Genomic DNA, 14,642 nt, shown 5'->3' on the forward strand with positions numbered 1-14,642 from the left:
CAGGAGAAGCCAAGCCGCAAGGCAGGCCCAGCGTCAGGCCGGACCGGCGGTCAGGCGCGGGCACTACCGCGAGTCAGGCCGTGAGCAATGCCGCGATTTAGGCGGCGGAGGCGACGACCTCGGTCTCGATGGTGGGATGAGCCAGCACCAGAGCCTCTTCGCGGGCCAGGTCCTCGCTCACCTCGGCGAAGATCGTCGACAAGGGAACTTCCAGCGCCATGCAGATGGCGGCGAGCAGCTCGCTCGAGGCTTCCTTCTGACCGCGCTCCACCTCGGAGAGATAGCCCAGGCTGACCCTTGCATCGGCGGACACCTCGCGCAGAGTGCGCCCCTGGCGCAGCCGCTTGCGCCGCAGGACGTCGCCCAGCAGGCCACGAACCAGCACCATGAGGTTTCTCCCTTCCGCCTGTCGGACCGAACCTACTCGCACCGTAGCCCGTCCGTGAGAACCAACGGTACCCGCTGCCGGGTCACTACTCCTCGCAATGTCCAGCTTCGGTGCGCCGTACCAGTCTGCCTTACCTGTCCCCATGCTGGTCTCAACACCCCGGTACGGCCAGATCTTCCGCCACGAGTTCTGCCGCCAGGTCCAGAACAGCTTCGACGCTGCCGCGGCGGATGGTTGCCCGGTCCCCACTCAGGGACAATTTTCGTACCTTTACAACGTCCGGACCGGCCGCCGCGACATAGACCGTGCCCGCCTCGATCCCGTCCTGCGGGTCCGGGCCGGCGACACCGGTCGTGGCCAGGCCGTAGGTGGCCCCGAGCCGCTCCCGTACGCCGGCTGCGAGGGCTGCTGCGGTGTCGGAGTGCACCGGGCCCACCTGGGCCAGCAGGTCCGTCGGAACGCCTGCGAGGGTCGCCTTCAAGTCCGTCGCGTAGACGACCACGCCGCCGCGGTAGATCGCGGAGATGCCCGGGATGTCCGTCAGCGCTGCGCCCACCAGGCCGCCGGTGAGCGACTCGGCCGTGGCGAGGGTCTCCCCGCGGTTCTTCACCAGTTCCACCAGCCGCTGTAGCGCGGTCCCGACGGCGTCCTGACCCCTGGGAGTGGGCGCTTCCTGACTCATGGAAGGGGGCGCTTCGCGGCGGCCCGGAGGCGGAGGGCTCGGCCGACGTAGTCGAGGCCAGTGACGATGGTGACGATCACGGCCGCGCCCATGAACACGACTGCCGTCCAGTGCAGAACGGCCACCGACTGCCACGGAAGGAGGTAGAGGCCGAGCGCGATCGCCTGGAGAACGGTCTTCAGCTTGCCGCCGCGGCTGGCGGGCATCACGCCGTGCCGTATCACCCAGAAGCGCAGCGCGGTGACGCCCCACTCACGGACCATCACAACGATGGTCACCCACCACGGCAGCTCGCCGAGGATGGACAGTCCGATGAACGCGGCTCCGGTGAGCGCCTTGTCGGCGATCGGGTCGGCGATCTTGCCGAAGTTGGTGACCATGTTCCACCGGCGCGCGATGTCGCCGTCGAACCGGTCGGTGACGATCGCCACTACGAACGCGGCGGTCGCGAGCAGCCGGGTCTCGGTGTCCTGGCCACCGTCGCGGAGCAGCAACCACACGAACAACGGCACCAGCACCAGTCGCAGAACCGTCAGCGCGTTCGCCACATTCCAGGCGCTCGGCGCGCTGAGCGGTCCGGAGGCGGCGTGCGGCACCGGATTCGTCGGCGGGATGGTCACGCGGTCAGGTTAGCTGCCGCGACGCCCTCTCGGGTGCCCACGTGCGCGGCGAATTCGGCGATCAGGTCGACACCCTCGGTTCCGACCACCTCGGCAGAGACCAGGTCGCCGATGGCCAGGCCGTCGGGAAGCCCGGTCAGCGTGGTCGAACCATCCACCTCCGGCCCCTGGTGGGCGGCACGGCCCTCGGCGGTGTCGCCGTCGATCGACTCGACCAGCACCTCGACCGTCTCGCCGATCCGGGACTCGGCGCGCGCGGAGGTCAGGTCCTCGGCGAGCCGGGTGACGCGATCCAGCCGGGCCGCGATGGTGTCCTCGTCCAGCTTGCCGTCGTACGTCTCCGCCTCGGTGCCGTCCTCGTCCGAGTACCCGAACACACCGATCGCGTCGAGTCCGGCGCGGGAAAGGAAGTCGCAGAGAATGTCCACGTCCTCCTCGGTCTCCCCCGGGAACCCGACGATCACGTTGCTGCGGATGCCGGCGGTCGGCGCCTGCGCGCGGACCTGCTCGATCAGTTCGAGGAACCGCTCCGCATCACCGAACCGGCGCATCCGCCGCAGCAGTGGTCCGGAGGCGTGCTGGAAGGAGAGATCGAAGTACGGCGCGACGCCCGGGGTGGACGCCATCGCCGTGATCAGCGTCGGTCGCATCTCGGCCGGCTGCAGGTACGACACGCGTACCCGGGTGAGGCCGGGGACCTCGGCGATCTCGGCGACGAGGGTCTCCAGCAGGCGGAGGTCGCCCAGGTCCTTGCCGTACGAGGTGGAGTTCTCCGAGACCAGGAAGACCTCGCGGACGCCGTTCTCGGCGAGCCAGTGCGCCTCGCCGAGTACCTCGGTGGGACGACGGGACACGAACGCGCCGCGGAAGGCGGGGATCGCGCAGAACGCACAACGACGATCGCACCCGGACGCGAGCTTCAGCGGGGCCATCGGGCCACCATCGAGCCGGCGACGCATGATCCGGGGTCCGCTCGCCGGCGCGGAGGCCAGGTCAGGCGCATCGATCGTCAACTCGCGGTCGGCCGCTTTCACGGTCCGCCCCTTGAGCTCCTTGCCGTCCACGCCGCCGTCGCCTGCGGCCTCGCCACCCACCAACGCCTCACGAGTGAGGTCGTCACCCGCTGGAGCGTTGACTGCGGTGGTGTCGTGGGGGTTGCCGTGACCGGGGAGGGCTACGCCGGTGGCGTTCGCGCGGTCGGCCGGGGCGAGTGGGAGGAGCTTGCGGCGGTCGCGCGGTACGTGCGACTGGTGCTTGGTGCCGGACAGGATCGAGCGGAGCCGCTCGGAGATGTCCGCGTAGTCGTCGAAGCCGAGCACGGCGTCCGTCTCGGGCAGCGCCTCGGCCAACTGCTCGCCGTACCGCTCGGCCAGGCAGCCGACGGCCACGACGGCCTGGGTCCGGCCGGATTCCTTGTAGTCGGAGGCGGCGAGCAGGGTGTCGACCGAGTCCTTCTTGGCGGCCTCGACGAACCCGCAGGTGTTCACCACCACGGTGTCCGCCTCGGCGGCGTCGTCGACGAGGCGGAAGCCGCCGGCCTCGAGCCGTCCGGCCAGTTCCTCGGAGTCGACATCGTTGCGGGCACAGCCCAGCGTGACCAGGGCGACGGTCGTGGGAGTCGTAGTCATCACTCCGAGTATGACTGCTGCACCCGACGCCTCGAAATCAGCCGCCCACGAAGAGCCAGGATCCCAACCCACCCATGTGAGGGGCGCGGACCCCGGACCGACTTACGCGAAAGGCACCGGACCCTGAACCACCCAGCGAACGCGCAGGTCCCACTCACCCGCGCGGACGGGTGCGGGATGGCGACCGGCCCTCGCCGAATCGTTAGTTCGGTCTGGTTAGTTTGCCGGTGGAGGTGATGGTGAAGCGTTTGGCGGGTGGGATGGACAACTTGTTGTTGATCAGGACGGTGATGTTGCCGCCGTTGACCAGGGAGACTCGCATTTCGCCTTTGTTGACGATGGTCTGGGTGGAGCCCGGGCCCAGCCGGCCTTGGAAGAGGCGGACGCCCCTGGAGTTCCGGACGGTGACGTAGGAGCCGTCGCCGCGGGCGGTGAGGGTGAGCTTGACGATGCCCGGCTTCACGACCGGCGGCTTGGCCGGGGGCTTGGGCTTCGCCGACGGCTTGACGGTCACCTTGGGAGCGGGCGTGGTGACGACCGGGGTCGGGGCGGTCTTGGAGGCGTTGGCCTCCACGTCGCTCGGGAGCGTGAAGAGGCGGACCATTCCCCAGCCCATCAGGCCGACCAGGATCGCGCCGAGGACCACGGCCCAGCGCGGACGTGCCGGGTGCAGGGTCGGTCGCCGGACCTGCGCGCGCTCGTCGCGGCGGCTGCGGTCGGCGTCGGGCTCCGGATGCGTCTCGTCGAACTTCGCCAGCAACACCTCGGCGTCGGTCTTGACCACGCGGGCGATCGCACGGATGTGGCCGCGGGCATAGAAATTGCCACCGCAGCGGGTGAAGTCGTCGGCTTCCATGGCGGCGAGCAGACCGGATCTGATCCGGGTCGAGGCACTCAACTGCTCGATCGTCATGTCAGCCCGTTCGCGGGCCGCCGTGAGCTCGCTGCCGATGCTCACGTCTCCACCGCCTCTCCACCGTCGTCGACAAGTTTGTTCAGATCCGCTGACACCACAGTCAACGGCCTTGGTCAGACGGGGTCACGCGGATGTCAGAGTTGTTCCCTGACCGGACACCTGGTGTCTGCCAGCAAGTGCAGCGCCTGAACCACTTCCCCGTTCGACGGCCGAGCCGTCAACCCGAACGGTACCGCGAGTGAGGTTCCCGTCAGGCGACGGTTGGCATCAGTCACCTTGCGACTGGCTTGCGACATCGCTCCGAGCACCGGCCCGGGGTCCAGCAGGTGTACCGCGATCCGCCCGTCGTCGAGCAGGTGCCGCCGTGGCAGGACGGTGACCTCCTCGATCTCTTCCCAGCGAGTACCGATCCATTCGTTGCGGATCCGCAACCGGATCCCGACCTCGTCGGCGACCAGTAGCGCCCCGACCGTCATCGCCCGGGCGCAGATCACCGCCAGTACGCCGAACGCCGCGGCCGCGATCCAGCGCAGTACACCGGTGGGGCTGCTCGAAGCGGAGGCGGCGAATCCGAGCGCGACCAGGACGGCGCCGAGGGCCAGGCCCCCGTGCACCTTCTGGGAGGCACGGATGGTGAACTCCGTGGCGACGGAATCCGGGTCGACAGCGTGCTGCTCAGACCGAGCCATCGCGGTATGGGCGGTCACGGGTCACTCTCCTCGCAATGTGGCGACGAAGTCCTCTAGGTCGTCAGGTTTCACCAGCACGTCCCGGGCCTTGGACCCTTCGCTCGGCCCGACCACACCCCGGCTCTCCAGGATGTCCATCAACCGGCCGGCCTTGGCAAAGCCGACCCGGAGCTTACGCTGCAGCATCGAGGTGGACCCGAACTGCGTGGAGACGATCAGCTCGGCCGCCTGCACCACCAGGTCGAGGTCGTCGCCGATCTCGTCGTCCAGATCCTTGCTCGGGCCGGCCACCGCGGTGACGTCCTCGCGGTACGTCGGCTGCAACTGCTCCTTGCAGTGCTCGACGACCGCGCGGATCTCGTTCTCGGTGACCCAAGAGCCCTGGATACGCATCGGCTTGCTCGCGCCCATCGGCAGGAACAGCCCGTCACCCTGTCCGACCAATTTCTCGGCCCCCGGCTGGTCCAGGATGACCCGGCTGTCGGCCAGCGACGAGGTGGCGAAGGCGAGCCGCGACGGCACGTTCGCCTTGATCAGACCGGTCACGACGTCGACCGAGGGCCGCTGCGTGGCCAGCACCAGGTGGATACCGGCGGCCCGGGCGAGCTGGGTGATCCGGACGATCGAGTCCTCGACGTCTCGCGGGGCGACCATCATCAGGTCGGCGAGCTCGTCGACGATCACCAGCAGATACGGGTACGGCGTGAGGACGCGCTCGCTGCCCGCGGGCGGCTTGACCTTGCCGCCGCGGACCGCTTTGTTGAAGTCATCGACATGCCGGAAGCCGAACGCCGCCAGGTCGTCGTAGCGCATGTCCATCTCGCGCACGACCCACTGCAGCGCCTCGGCGGCCTTCTTGGCGTTCGTGATGATCGGCGTGATCAGGTGCGGGATGCCCTCGTAGTTGTTCAGCTCGACCCGCTTGGGGTCGACCAGGATCATCCGCACCTCGTCCGGCGTCGAGCGCATCAGCACCGAGGTGATCAGCGAGTTGACGAAGGACGACTTGCCGGAGCCGGTCGCACCCGCGACCAGCAGGTGCGGCATCTTCGCCATGTTGGCGACGACGAACCCGCCCTCGACGTCCTTGCCGAGCCCGGCCACCATCGGGTGGTGGTCGTTGCGCGCGGTCGCCGACCGGATCACGTCGCCCAGGCTGACGATCTCCTTGTCGGTGTTCGGGATCTCGATGCCGATCGCGGACTTGCCCGGGATCGGCGACAGGATCCGGACGTCCGCGCTGGCCACCGCGTAGGCGATGTTCTTGCTCAGCGCGGTGACCTTCTCCACCTTGACCGCGGAGCCGAGCTCGACCTCGTACCGCGTGACGGTCGGGCCGCGGGTGTAGCCGGTGACCTGCGCGTCGATGCCGAACTGGTCGAACACCTCGGTCAGGCGGTCCACGACGACGTCCGACGCCTTCGTCCGCGCCTTGTGCACCGAACCGGGCCTCAGGATCTGGCCGTCCGGGAGCGTGTAGGTGATGTCGCCGGAGAGGCTGAGCTGCTCCACCCGCTGCGGGATCGGCGTGTGCGGCGGCGGCTCGGGAGCGGATTCCGCCTTCGAGGCGGCTGCGGCCTTCCAGGCCGGCTCGGCCTCGGTGTCGGCCGCCGCGTCGACGTCGTCGCCATCCTCCTCCGGCCCCACGGCGGCCTTCTTCCGGCCGCGCTTGGAGATCTCGCGGCCCTCGAGCACCGGCGAGTCGTACGGCTTGACGGAGGGCTCGCCGTCGTCGTCCAAAGCGGCTTTGGCGCGCCGCTCCTTGCGGGTGAGCCGCACGGTGTCGTCGGCCTGCGCCGTGACCGACGGAGCGTCGGCCGGGATCTCCGTCCGCCCGAGCAGCACGTCGAACGCGGCCCGCACCCGCAGCGGGATCGCGTAGATCGGAGTACCGGTGACGACCAGCGCGCCGAAGATCGCCAGCAGCACGAGCAGCGGCGCGGCGACGTACTCCGTGAGGAGGTCCGACAGGAGCGAGGAGACCACGTAGCCGATGGCGCCGCCTGCCTCCTTCAGGCTGCCGTCGGCCGGATTGCCGGGACGCGGCAGGCCGTTGGCGATGTGGACCAGTCCGAGCACGCCGAGCGACAACGAGGTCCAGCCGATCACCTGGCGCCCGGCGGGGCCGTTGCGGTCCGGGTGGCGCAGCGTCCGAAGCGCGACGAACAGGAGCATCAGCGGCACGGCCCAGCCGAGCATGCCGACGCTGCCGCCGACCACAGTGCGGACTCCGTTGCCGACGGCACCGGGCAGGTTCCACCAGATCGCGGCGGCGACGACCAGCGCGAGGCCGATCAGCGTGAGGCCCGCGCCGTCGCGGCGGTGGGCCGGGTCCAGGTCGCGGGCGCCGTGACCGATTCCGCGGACCATGCCACCGAGCAGGTGTGCGATCCCGATCCAGCACTTGATCAGCCCTCGCCCGAGGGCCAGCATGGCGGCCGCGAAAGGACCGGCGCCGCTCGACTTGGGCGCGGCCGTGCGCGCAGCGGTAGTACCACTGCGCTTCGCGCTCTGCCCACGTTTCTGGGCACCTGACGGACGGGAGCGTCCACCTGCCGCCGACCGGCCCGTACCGGGACTGTTGGCTGCCGACTTCCGCGCCCGCGCCGGGGAAGACGTGCGGGTCGCCATATCTAGCAGGCTACCCCGACTACCTCTCGAGTCACACGTGTCACACGCCGATCACACCGCCCCATCCGTAGGGTCACAACCCCGCCACCCGCTCCCGCTGAAGCCTCTTCAGGCCCAGCGCGTGCCAGATCAGCACATACCCGGCGAGTGCCAGGAGCACACCTGAGGCGGCCCCGGTCAGCAGCAGCCGCGCGACCGCTTCCCCGAGCAGCGGACCCTCGGCCCGGCCCACCTCCACAACTGGCGGCAGCTGCGGCCAGAAGGACCACCGCCACAAGTACGGCGTACCGGGCGGGTGCGGGGACGTAACGGCTGGAGTCGACCGGGCTGGGCGGGGTCTTGCGCCACCAGAAGTACAGCCAGATCGCGATGACCAGGACGCCGCCCACGCTGCTCAAGTACTGCAGCACACGGTTGAGGTCCCAGAACGGGGTGATGTCGGCGGTGAAGAACTTCCAGTTGTGCCGGACGAGGTACCCGTCGTAGTGCGTGAACGAGTCCCACAGCACGTGGGTGAACGCGCCGATCACCGTCGACACCACGATCCAGAACAGATCCACGAGGCTGGGGATCCGGAGGCGCACAGCAGGCGACGGCAATCGGCCGGCGAGGGCGGCGGGAGCCAGGGCGAGCAGCGGCCGCTTCACCAGCAAATGGAAGACCAGCAGGATGAGCAGAGCCAGCAGCGGGTCCAGCCAGAACGCAGCCGAGAACTCGTGCGTCCGCGTGATGGTGAGGTTCCCGTCGATGTACATGGTCGCGAACCGGTAGGCGGCACCGACGTACAGCAGATCCGGCGCGACCGCACCCGCCACCAGCGCCGACGCCACCAACGGGCCTCGCATCAACGGCAACACCGCGGCCGGATGCGCTAACGGAAAAGGCACCCGCCGCACATTAGTTGCCCAGGAGGTCTAAATCCTCAGGCGCCGGTGACACCGTCGATCTGTTCGCGTAGGAGGTCCGCGTGGCCGCAGTGCCGGGAGTATTCGCCGATCAGGTGGATGTAGATCATCCGGAGACTCGAGGGCTCGCCGCTGAAGGTGAAGCGGTCGTCCAGGGAGTGGCCCTCGGCGGCCTTGTCGGAGAGGGCCCATTCGGCGATCAGAGCCTCGTACTCCGACTGCGCCCGGCTGGCGTCGATCAGCTCGAAGTCCGCGTCCTTTCCGAGCTCCGGCGCGAACAGGGGCTCGGCCGGGTCGTCGCCGGCGAAGTGGATGCGGAACCAGATGCGCTCCACCTTCGTGGCGTGGCGGATCAGCCCGAGCAGCGAGAGGTTCGAGGGCGGCGCAGGCCGGACGGCCAACTGCTCGGCGGTCAGGCCAACGCACTTGTAGAGCAACGTCGTTCGGTAGAAGTCCAGGTAGCCGGCGAGCAACTCCCGCTCGGGTGCCACCAGCGAACCCTCGGGTCGCTCGATCTCAGGCGCGGTCCAGGTCATCCGCGCATCCTCCCCCGCCGACCGCCACCGCACCAACTGATTAGCCGGGATGGACCGGGGGCGCCCAGCCCGGACGCGGGATGAGGCAGAACGGGTGGCCGGCCGGGTCCTCGAACACATTGCCGGACAGCTTCCGGGCGCCCAGCGCCAGGACCTGCGGTTCGGCGGCCTGCACATCGTCGACCATCACGTCGAGATGGAACTGCTGCGGCCGCTCCGGATCCGGCCAGACCGGCCGCCGGTGATCCGACGCGAGCTGGAACGCCAGCCCCGAAGTCGTGTCGTTCACCGCGATCACCACCCAGTCGACGCTCTCGTAGGTGATCGGCAGCCCGGTCAGCTCCGAATAGAACCGCGCCAGCGCCGAAGGGTCCGGGCAGTCGAGCACCACATGGTGAAGTCGTCCGATCATGCCGCCATCATCGTCCAGACCCTAGCGTCCGAAGAAGTGCGGACCCGGGTCAGCAGTTCTTCGGACGTAAGGGCCAGGAGAGCCTTCCGGAAGATCGCTGTCTCACGATATGTCCGGCTATCCCATCTAATGAGATAGCTGCTGGCGCACGGACAAGGTCGTTGGTTACCGTCTTCGGCAGGTCATGAGTGCCAGCGCGAAGCCCCGGCTTGCTGGCCGGCAACCCTCCTCCGCGGTGGGGTGCCCCGGGTGAGGACCCGGCCGTTCGGATACCCCGAATCGGCAAGTGCGGACCACCCGGGAGCAGAACCATGTCGATCCTCTCCATCCTCGAGCCTGCCAACTCCGCCGCGAGCAGCCGTCCGGCCGTCGCGCGGCTCACCTCCGGCAGCATCCCCGCCACCGTCGCGGCCGACCTGCTCGTACCGCTGGCCGACGGCCGGGTGACGGACTACGCGAACTTCGACCACGGAGCCAGCGCGCCTTGTCTCGAGTCGGTCCGCGCGGCCGTCGAGGCAGCCCTCCCGTCGTACGCGTCGGTGCATCGTGGCAACGGGTACGCCTCCCGGATCACCACCCAGTGGTACGAGCGGGCGCGCAGCGAGGTCCACACCTTCGTCGGCGCCCGCAGCACAGACCAGGTGATCTTCACCCGGCAGACCACCGACGCCCTGAACCTGCTGGCCCGAGCGGTGCCGGCCGACGCGACCGTGATCGTCTTCGAGTCCGAGCACCACGCGGCTCTGCTCCCCTGGCCGGCCGAGCGCACCATCCGCCTCGCGGCTCCGACCTCCCAGACGGCAGCCGTGACTGCCGTCGCCGACGCACTCCGTACTGCGCCCGACGGCCCGCGCCTGGTCGTCCTCACCGGCGCCTCCAATGTCACCGGCGAGATCTTCCCGATCGAGGAGATCGCCGCTGTCGCCAAGGCCCACGGCGCGCGGGTCTGCCTCGACGCCGCCCAACTGGCGCCGCACCGCCCGGTGGACATCGAGGAGCTCGACGTCGACTGGGTCGCCCTGTCGGGCCACAAGCTCTACGCCCCGTACGGCGCGGGCGCCCTGATCGGCCGCGCCGACTGGCTGAACGCGGCCGACCCGTATCTGTACGGCGGTGGCGCCACCGCCGCCGTGACCCCCGAAGCCACCGTCTGGAACGAGGGTCCGGCGCGCCACGAAGGCGGCTCCCCCAACGTCATCGGCGCGATCGCCCTGGCCGCGGCCTGTGCCGCGATCAGCAAGCACCGCGAGGCCATCGAGCAGCACGAGCGCAGCCTGCTCGCCCGGCTTCGCACCGGCCTGGCGCAGATCCCCGGTGTAACGACGTACTCGATCTTCGGAGCCGAGGCGGACCGTGTCGGCACCGTCTGCTTCACCGTCGAGGGGGTCAGCTCAACCGTGGTCTCCGCGGCACTCTCGGCGGAGTACGGGATCGGCGTGCGGGACGGCAAGTTCTGCGCCCACCCGCTGGTCGGTCACCTGCTCGCCGAGTCCCCGGAGCACGGAACGGCCGTCCGCGCCAGCCTAGGCCTCGGTACCAGCCGCGAGCACGTCGATCGCCTCGTCACCGCGGTCCGCACCCTCGCCACCACCGGCCCGGCGTCGGAGTACGTCGAGTCCGCCCACGGCTGTCAGCCGGTAGGCGACCCCCGCGACCTCGAGGCCCCCCAGATCTGGTGACACACCCGCACCTGCCAACCGCCTGAGCCCGATCCACCGCTCGGAGAGACCCAGGCCTGGTAGGTGGCAGAAGCGTCCGGCAGCAGCCCTGCAAGGTGAGCGGCAAACGCCAAGCAGAACCAGCCACGCCGGACTATGAGCGAGTCACCCCGGACTAGCGAGCGTCGTACCGACGGCTCGTCAGCCAGGTCGCGATCTGGCTGCGGGAGTTGAAGCCGAGCTTGTCGAGGATGTGGACGACATGTGACTCCGCGGTCCGCCGGCTGATCACCAGGCGGAGCGCGATCTCCTTGTTTGTCAGTCCCTGCGCCACGAGCTCGGCCACCTCGTACTCCCTCTCACTCAGCGATCCTCTTCCGGGCCGGGCGGGAGCCACCGCGCCGTCGGCGTCTGCCTCGCGCCCCACGGCATAGACCATCGCTTGATGGAACTCCACGGACGCGGCCGTCCCGCGGTCGAAGGCCGCCTGGTAGCGGGAACTGCCGAGCGCGTTCAGCACGTCCCGCTCGCAGGCGTCATGGGCGTCGATCATTTTCAGCGAGCCCAGCAACCGGTGCCCACCGACCAGCGACCACACCTTGTTCGCCACTCCCAGAAGCTCGGCTGCGCGCTCGTGCCGCCCCGAAGCGGCGGTCGTCCAGCACAGCAGCTCGAGCGAGTTGATCGCGCCAAGGACATCGTTGAAGGCTTGCGCGAGCCTGATGGCCTGCGTCAGACCTTTGACCGCCTCGTCATGGTTGCCTTGCATCCAGTCCGCGAGCGCGGCGGCGAAGAGCAAGCTGCGGCGAGCGAACTGCTCGCCAGTGTCGTCGCAGCGCCCGAGAGCCCGGCGGGCGAGCGCCATGCCCTCGGCGAGATGCCCCTGCCAGAGCTCGGCCTGCGCGACGGCCGAGTAGAGCATCAGCACGAAGCTGCTCGGCTCCCCCAGGCCCTCGAGACGCCTGATCGACTCCTCGAAGAGCGGCGCCGACTTCTCGATCTCACCAGTCAGGAAGTAGTAGGAGCCGAGGAGAAACTTCGTGTGGCCGAGCATGTCTTCGTCCTGGTGCTTCCGCGCCCATGCGTCGGCCTCCTGGGCGTGGGAGTAGGTCGATGAGGCGTACCCCATCAGGCTCAGCGCGTACGCGGTGATGCCCAGCGCCGCAGCGCGGTCTCGGCTGGGCTCCGGGTTGAGCTCCAAGGCCTGTTCCAGCCAGAGCCTGCCCTCAGCCGGATGACCACAGAACAACCACTGGAAGTGCAGGGCGACAACCAGCCGCAGACCGATCGCCACCTGGTCCGGACTCCCCAGACTGAACTGCAGCGCTGCGCGGAGGTTGGCGTGCTCCTGCCTGGCTTGCGCGTACGTCTTGGTCTGAGCGGTGCTGCGGCGCCAGTCCCGGCTCCATCCCTCGGCAAGCCGCAGGTAGTGATCGCGGTGGCGGGCCCGTACCGCGTCCTCCTCCCCCGCCTCGCGGAGTCGTCGAAGTCCGTACTGGCGAATCGTCTCCAGAAGGTGGAAGCGTGCAGTCCCCTGCTCCGATTGCACGATCGACTTGTCCACCAAGTTGGCGAGCAACTCGAGCACGTCGAGTGGTGCGACGTCCCGACCTGAACAGACCTCCTCAGCCGCAGCGAGATCGAATCCTCCGGCGAAGACGGAGAGCCTGGCCCACAGTGTTCGCTCTGCCGGAGTGCACAGGGCGTGACTCCAGTCGATGGTCGCCGCCAGCGTGTGCCGCGCAGGACTTGACCTGCTTCCAGGAGCCAGCACCTTGTCGAGCCTGTCCAGCAAGGCGTCGACCGAGAGCACGCGTAGCCAAGCAGCGGCCAGTTCGACGGCCAGCGGGATCCCATCCAGCCGCCGGCAGACCTCGACGACCTGAGACCAGTTCTGCTCATCGACCGTGAAGCCGGCGGACGTCGCCACAGCTCGATCAGCGAACAACCTCACGACGTCCCGTTCGTGGGCGTCGGCCAGGTCGCGGACCTCACCGACGACGAGCGGCTGCACGGAGTACACATGTTCTCCCTCGACACCTAGGACGTGCCGGCTGGTCGCGAGCACGCGGATGCCGGGCGCGGCCGGCAGTAGCCGCCCGATGAGCACCGCACACGCCTCAGCGAGGTGCTCACAGTTGTCGAGCACCAGCAGCAGCGACCGGTCACCTAGGTACTCCGTCAGCCTGGCCGCCGGATCTTCGTCGGCGTCCCGCAACCCCAACGTCATCCCGATCGTCTTCGCCAACAGCCCGGGATCGTGCACAGCTGCGAGCTCAACGAGCCACACGCCGTCGGGAAAAGTCCGCTGAACCCGTACTGCGGTCCGCAGCGCGAGCCGGGTCTTGCCCACTCCACCCGGACCGGTCAGCGTGACTAGTCGGCTGGTGGCGAGCAGGGCCCGGACCTCCAGCAACTCCTGGCGTCGTCCGACGAAGCTGGTCAACTCCGCAGGCAGGGTTGTCATCCACCACCTCGCCGCGCTCCGCGATCAGATCCAGGTTGAATCTATTACAGAGCGGGCGAGCGGCGGTAGTGAACGCGACGGGATTCAGCCGAGCAGATGCTTCAGATCTGCAGCCGCGTGCCGGAACTCAGCCCGGGTGGACGGCAAGTCGTGGATCGGGTTGAGCAGCGCCATGTCGTGGATCTGGCCGACGTACTGGATCGAGATGACGTCGACGCCGGCCTCGTCGAGCTTGTGGCCGTAGGCCTGACCCTCGTCCCGCAGTACGTCGTTGCCCGAGGTGTGGATGATCGCCGGGGGCAGGCCCCCCAGCTGGTCCACCCGGGCCTGCAGCGGAGCGGCGTACGGGTTGTGGCGGGTGGCCTCGTCGGGCGCGTAGGTGTCCCAGCCGAACTTCATGAAGGCCGTCGGCAGGAACCGTCCGTCGGCGAACTCACGGTAGGAGTCCGTGTCGAAGCGCGCGTCCGTGGCCGGGTAGAGCAGCAACTGCGCCTTGATCTCGGGACCGTCGTGGTCTCGTGCGTAAAGCGTGAGCGCCGCGCTGAGGTTGCCCCCGACGCTGTTGCCCGCGACCGCCAGTCGGCTCGCGTCGAGACCGGCCGACCCGCCCTCGCGAGCCACCCACTGCAGCGCGGCGTACGCCTCCTCGAGCTGGGTCGGGAAAACCGCGTCCGGGATCGGCGTGTACTCGACGAAGACCACCGCGTACCCGGTTTCGACGACGAGGTCCCGGGTCAGCCGCTGGTGGTTGTCGAAGTCGCCCGCGATCCACACGCCACCGTGCAGGAACAGGATCACTGGCAGCGTCTCGGTGACCCCGCTCGGCCGCTGGATGTAGATCTTCGTCGTTGTGCCGTCGACCGAGATGTCCCGCTCCTCGACGTCGACGCCACTCAGGTCGACGGGCACGGTGGCCTGCAGGCCGCTGAGAGTGGCCCGGACCTCGTCGCCCGGCAGCAACCAGAAGGGATCCGGGTTCTTGTTCAGCACGGCCAGGAACTCGCGGACCCGTCGCTCGATCCTCGGGTCGGTGCCGGCGTCGGGAACCTCGAACGATGCGCTCATCTGACTTCTCCCTGCTCAGGTGGGACTGGTAGCTCGAGTCCACCA

13 protein-coding genes and 1 riboswitch are annotated in these 14,642 nt (G+C 68.9%); of the genes, 1 reads left to right on the forward strand and 12 read right to left on the reverse strand.

The window, feature by feature from the left end; all coding sequences use genetic code 11:
- Positions 1-97: 97 nt before the first annotated feature.
- The 10 genes from EV648_RS05320 to EV648_RS05365 form a co-directional block, all read right to left on the reverse strand.
- A complete protein-coding gene (locus EV648_RS05320; RefSeq protein WP_132285553.1) occupies positions 98-388 on the reverse strand; it encodes a helix-turn-helix domain-containing protein in 291 nt (96 codons plus the stop codon).
- 151 nt (positions 389-539) lie between these two features.
- Positions 540-1,070, reverse strand: a complete 531-nt coding sequence (locus tag EV648_RS05325; protein ID WP_132285555.1) for a CinA family protein — start codon at positions 1,068-1,070, stop codon at positions 540-542.
- Complete coding sequence (gene pgsA / locus EV648_RS05330; RefSeq protein WP_132285557.1) at positions 1,067-1,690, reverse strand: CDP-diacylglycerol--glycerol-3-phosphate 3-phosphatidyltransferase; 624 nt, start codon at positions 1,688-1,690, stop codon at positions 1,067-1,069. Before pgsA ends, EV648_RS05325 begins: the two co-directional genes overlap by 4 nt.
- Complete coding sequence (rimO, locus tag EV648_RS05335) at positions 1,687-3,318, reverse strand: 30S ribosomal protein S12 methylthiotransferase RimO (RefSeq protein WP_132285559.1); 1,632 nt, start codon at positions 3,316-3,318, stop codon at positions 1,687-1,689. The genes pgsA and rimO overlap by 4 nt, the downstream gene beginning before the upstream one ends.
- Before the next feature lie 202 nt (positions 3,319-3,520).
- The gene (locus EV648_RS05340; protein WP_132285561.1) at positions 3,521-4,276 is read right to left on the reverse strand and encodes a RodZ domain-containing protein; all 756 of its coding nucleotides are present in this window, start codon (positions 4,274-4,276) and stop codon (positions 3,521-3,523) included.
- Positions 4,277-4,368: 92 nt separating this feature from the next.
- A complete protein-coding gene (locus EV648_RS05345) occupies positions 4,369-4,941 on the reverse strand; it encodes a hypothetical protein (RefSeq protein ID WP_132285563.1) in 573 nt (190 codons plus the stop codon).
- 3 nt (positions 4,942-4,944) lie between these two features.
- On the reverse strand, positions 4,945-7,554 hold the full coding sequence (locus EV648_RS05350) for a DNA translocase FtsK (RefSeq protein WP_199234436.1): 2,610 nt from the start codon (positions 7,552-7,554) through the stop codon (positions 4,945-4,947).
- 2 nt (positions 7,555-7,556) lie between these two features.
- Positions 7,557-8,441 carry a DUF4184 family protein gene (locus EV648_RS05355; RefSeq protein ID WP_132285565.1) on the reverse strand — a complete coding sequence of 295 codons (885 nt, stop codon included), beginning with the start codon at positions 8,439-8,441 and terminating at the stop codon, positions 7,557-7,559.
- A 35-nt stretch (positions 8,442-8,476) separates the two neighbouring features.
- Positions 8,477-8,995, reverse strand: coding sequence for a DinB family protein (locus EV648_RS05360; protein WP_132285567.1), 519 nt, complete (start codon positions 8,993-8,995; stop codon positions 8,477-8,479).
- Between the two features lie 40 nt (positions 8,996-9,035).
- Positions 9,036-9,407: a VOC family protein gene (locus EV648_RS05365; RefSeq protein ID WP_132285569.1), complete on the reverse strand. Its 372-nt coding sequence runs from the start codon at positions 9,405-9,407 to the stop codon at positions 9,036-9,038.
- A gap of 180 nt (positions 9,408-9,587) precedes the next feature.
- A riboswitch (SAM riboswitch) is annotated at positions 9,588-9,702 on the forward strand.
- A gap of 16 nt (positions 9,703-9,718) precedes the next feature.
- On the opposite strand from EV648_RS05365, the gene EV648_RS05370 reads away from it, so the two are divergent.
- Positions 9,719-11,086 carry an aminotransferase class V-fold PLP-dependent enzyme gene (locus EV648_RS05370; protein ID WP_132285571.1) on the forward strand — a complete coding sequence of 456 codons (1,368 nt, stop codon included), beginning with the start codon at positions 9,719-9,721 and terminating at the stop codon, positions 11,084-11,086.
- A 154-nt stretch (positions 11,087-11,240) separates the two neighbouring features.
- Here EV648_RS05370 and EV648_RS05375 read toward each other — a convergent pair whose 3' ends face one another.
- Together EV648_RS05375 and EV648_RS05380 are read right to left on the reverse strand one after the other, a co-directional pair.
- Positions 11,241-13,532, reverse strand: coding sequence for a LuxR C-terminal-related transcriptional regulator (locus EV648_RS05375; RefSeq protein WP_132285573.1), 2,292 nt, complete (start codon positions 13,530-13,532; stop codon positions 11,241-11,243).
- An 84-nt stretch (positions 13,533-13,616) separates the two neighbouring features.
- Positions 13,617-14,597: an alpha/beta hydrolase gene (locus EV648_RS05380; RefSeq protein ID WP_132285575.1), complete on the reverse strand. Its 981-nt coding sequence runs from the start codon at positions 14,595-14,597 to the stop codon at positions 13,617-13,619.
- Positions 14,598-14,642: the final 45 nt, after the last annotated feature.

The organism is Kribbella sp. VKM Ac-2568 (assembly GCF_004345365.1).
In the GTDB taxonomy this organism is placed as follows: Bacteria; Actinomycetota; Actinomycetes; order Propionibacteriales; family Kribbellaceae; genus Kribbella; species Kribbella orskensis.

Coding starts and splice junctions, on each gene's coding strand:
- EV648_RS05365 (WP_132285569.1), bottom strand. CDS start 9,407: ATGATCGGACGACTTCACCATGTGGTGCTCGACTGCCCGGACCCTTCG.
- rimO (WP_132285559.1), bottom strand. CDS start 3,318: ATGACTACGACTCCCACGACCGTCGCCCTGGTCACGCTGGGCTGTGCC.
- EV648_RS05370 (WP_132285571.1), top strand. CDS start 9,719: ATGTCGATCCTCTCCATCCTCGAGCCTGCCAACTCCGCCGCGAGCAGC.
- EV648_RS05360 (WP_132285567.1), bottom strand. CDS start 8,995: ATGACCTGGACCGCGCCTGAGATCGAGCGACCCGAGGGTTCGCTGGTG.
- EV648_RS05380 (WP_132285575.1), bottom strand. CDS start 14,597: ATGAGCGCATCGTTCGAGGTTCCCGACGCCGGCACCGACCCGAGGATC.
- EV648_RS05320 (WP_132285553.1), bottom strand. CDS start 388: ATGGTGCTGGTTCGTGGCCTGCTGGGCGACGTCCTGCGGCGCAAGCGG.
- EV648_RS05375 (WP_132285573.1), bottom strand. CDS start 13,532: ATGACAACCCTGCCTGCGGAGTTGACCAGCTTCGTCGGACGACGCCAG.
- EV648_RS05350 (WP_199234436.1), bottom strand. CDS start 7,554: ATGGCGACCCGCACGTCTTCCCCGGCGCGGGCGCGGAAGTCGGCAGCC.
- EV648_RS05325 (WP_132285555.1), bottom strand. CDS start 1,070: ATGAGTCAGGAAGCGCCCACTCCCAGGGGTCAGGACGCCGTCGGGACC.